3 protein-coding genes and 1 pseudogene are annotated in these 2,934 nt (G+C 35.1%); 2 read left to right on the forward strand and 2 right to left on the reverse strand.

From position 1 onward, the window contains the following. Window positions 1-315 precede the first annotated feature (315 nt). Together AB7E63_RS13260 and AB7E63_RS13265 are read left to right on the forward strand one after the other, a co-directional pair. A complete protein-coding gene (locus tag AB7E63_RS13260; RefSeq protein ID WP_013924816.1) occupies window positions 316-639 on the forward strand; it encodes an immunity 53 family protein in 324 nt (107 codons plus the stop codon). 9 nt (window positions 640-648) lie between these two features. After that, window positions 649-909 (forward strand): hypothetical protein, encoded by a 261-nt coding sequence (locus AB7E63_RS13265; RefSeq protein WP_013924815.1) that lies wholly within the window; start codon window positions 649-651, stop codon window positions 907-909. Window positions 910-1,094: 185 nt separating this feature from the next. On the opposite strand, the pseudogene AB7E63_RS13270 reads toward AB7E63_RS13265, so the two are convergent. Both AB7E63_RS13270 and AB7E63_RS13275 read right to left on the reverse strand, forming a co-directional pair. Continuing rightward, window positions 1,095-2,189: pseudogene (locus tag AB7E63_RS13270) on the reverse strand (IS256 family transposase); the annotation flags it as partial. Beyond that, on the reverse strand, window positions 2,155-2,910 hold the full coding sequence (locus tag AB7E63_RS13275) for a DUF72 domain-containing protein (RefSeq protein WP_241209004.1): 756 nt from the start codon (window positions 2,908-2,910) through the stop codon (window positions 2,155-2,157). The pseudogene AB7E63_RS13270 and the gene AB7E63_RS13275, both read right to left, overlap by 35 nt. Window positions 2,911-2,934: the final 24 nt, after the last annotated feature.

Here is a 2,934-nt window from a genome sequence, read left to right on the forward strand (position 1 = left end):
AAGAATTAACGGTTTGTATTTATGATGAAAATAATTTGACTGGATTCAACGAAAGATCGACAACCTTAATAAAAAATGATGAATAATAGTTTTTTAATAAATTTGCTGAAAATGAAGTCCTTATGGCCTCAAAAGAGTTTGTTTTAAAAATTTTGATCGCCAGGCTAGGAGATTAGAAAAAAATCCTCTAACTGGAATAAGTCATTACGAAATTTATAGACTAACACATAGATGCACCTCACGTTCATGAAGCGTCTTGTCCAGGGGGAGTCAGGTCCGCTGAAATAGAGGAGGATTCAAAGGTAAAGGATTTTTATGAAAGATGATTTTTTGTGGATCTTAGAATGGTATAATAATCAGTGCGATGGAGATTGGGAGCATAAATGTGGCATACATATTGAAACAATTGATAATCCCGGATGGTCTATTACTATTAATTTTAAAGGTACTGAATTAGAAGGTAAAAATTTTCAAGAAATTGAAAAAGATTACGAGTCAGCAAATGATTGGTTAATATGTTTTGTTAAGAATAGCAAGTTTGAAGGACGTTGCGCTCCCCTCAAATTACCAGAAGTTCTTCATATTTTTAGGGAATGGGTTGGCCCAAGAATATATCCTACTGATGTCCCTCATAATTAAGGTAAGTTTATGTACATTTTTGATGAAGACTTAGAAAAAAATTTAGATGGTATAACAATTTTATTAACGAGGAGCGAGATCGAGCAGCTTATTGGATACGCGAAACAGCTTCTGGAAGAAAATCCTCCTTCCGATCACTATCATTTGTCCAATGAAAATTATCAGAAAGAAATCACGATTTGTATTTATAACCCAGATATTAGCACATACAATCCAAAAGTACAAAAGCTAATAAAAGAAGATGAAGATTCTGCTAGAGTGACGGATTAAACCAATGATAAGAAATAAAAAAAGCTTTGAGAACCATTTTATTAAAATGAGCCTATGATAAGTCGAATTTGTCAATTTTTCTGCGTAACAATGATCAAAAAGTTTGTGAATACAGGCTGTGACTCTTGAGATATTGTCAAATGTTGTATTTTGAGTATCTAATAGCGCATCCAACTTGTTAAAAATTAAGCTATGTATTTCATGTTAAAGACTTCTTCCCTATCTTTAAACTGCACACCCAAAATCAGTTTGCTAATCAACTCATGACCTTTTAATTTTCGCCATCGCTTTTGTGCTTCCATTGAAAGCTTGTAAACCATGGCAAGTGTAGCTGTTCTGGACCCACAGCCTTTGGTTTGTCGTGTGCGGTGCCTATGTTGATTCGATTGGATTCGTTGTTCTTATATGTTGCCCATGCATGCCTGGAAAATCATAAAAGCTAAATAATTGATCTTTATCCTTTTTCAAACATTCGTAGGCTTTTGGATATTTTGATTCATACGTCCTTATAAACTTCTCAAAAGCTTTTAGTCCATCCATTTTTCTTGGAGCCATATAAATTTAATGAATGATTTCTTTGGCATACTTTTGAACATTTTTGGCATTTTATCTAAAATATTAGCCGTTTTATGCACCCAACACCTTTGTTGCTTTGTTGCTGGAAACTCTTCATTTAAAGCGCCCAAAAACCAAGTGCTCCATCTCCAATAGCAAGGTCATTCTTTGAGGCCTCGATGTTTTAAATTTTGCAAAACTTCTTTCCAAGACAGTTTGCTTTCTCGGTGCCCATCATGGATCATGATAAGTTCTTTATTTCCATTCCCTAAAGCACTTATCAGAACTAGAACGCAAAGTCGATCTTTTCTAAACGAATGTTAAAATAAATCCCAGCCACCCATATATAAACATGCCTTTTTGCGAATAAATCACTTTTAAGCCAATTTTGGTCCTTTAGCATTTTCTCCCTAAATTGCCTCTAAAGCTTTCGGAAAATCCAGGGTGGGATATTCCTTTAAGATGCAAAGCAGGAATAACAGTATCTATACTTTGTATCCTTCGCAAATAAGGTTGCTGAATCGCACTTGAACTTACCATCGTCTCTATGCCTTACACTAGGCTGACAAATTGCAATTGGGCCGAGACCGGTTTGAATATTTTTTCTGGTAAGTAACCATTTCTTACTGCTGGAGATTGATGGACAGATTCTTTCAATTCTTTGTAAAGCTCAAGATACTCTTGTTTAATTCAATATCTTGCTGTAACAATTTTTGAGCTCTTTTGAAAATCATTTTGCAAGTTTTTCGCATCTTCAATGGCATAACCCTTTTCATCATTGTCAAAATAGCAATAGACCACCGTCTTTTCTGTCCACTTGTCGATCTTCTTTTTCCATGCTTTTAATTGAGATGACCCATAAGAGCCTTGGTAGGCCTCTTTAGGACCATGCAAGCGAATATATGTGAAAGGTGCTGTTATTTCTTCTGGTGACAAACGCCCATTAAGATCTGTGATACACAAAGCGATTTTATTTTTAGTTAACAATTCATAGATGTCGTCATTGTACCAAGTCTCATTCCTAAATTCGAAGACGCAAGGAAGATCTTTTTCCAAAAGACTAATAAAATCCACCAAGCGCTCCTTATTCATTTTAAAGGATGGAGGAAGTTGAAAAAGGATAGGTCCCATTTTTTCTTTAAAATGCCGAATGGTCTGATAAAAATAGGCTAAACTTTCTTCACATTCATGCAATCTTTTACGATGCGTGATGTATTGACTCGCTTTAATGGAAAATAAAAAATTATTAGGAACTTGAGCAGTCCACTTTTCCACAGTCGAAATTGAAGGTATGCGATAGAAAGTGGAATTGATTTCGACTGTCGAAAAATTCGAGGAATAATAGTTGAGCCAACCCTTCATTTTTATCTCTTCAGGATAAAAGTTCTCCTTCCAATGGGGGTAGGACCAGCCCGATGTGCCAATGTGAATAGATTGCTTTTTCATAAAATCACGATTCACCAGATCTTA

Origin of the sequence: Parachlamydia sp., from assembly GCF_050255895.1 — a bacterium.
GTDB classification, from domain to species: Bacteria; Chlamydiota; Chlamydiia; order Chlamydiales; family Parachlamydiaceae; genus Parachlamydia; species Parachlamydia acanthamoebae.

Excerpts from the sequence above, each read along its gene's own strand:
- AB7E63_RS13260 (WP_013924816.1), top strand. The coding sequence starts at position 316 with ATGAAAGATGATTTTTTGTGGATCTTAGAATGGTATAATAATCAGTGC.
- AB7E63_RS13265 (WP_013924815.1), top strand. The coding sequence starts at position 649 with ATGTACATTTTTGATGAAGACTTAGAAAAAAATTTAGATGGTATAACA.
- AB7E63_RS13275 (WP_241209004.1), bottom strand. The coding sequence starts at position 2,910 with ATGAAAAAGCAATCTATTCACATTGGCACATCGGGCTGGTCCTACCCC.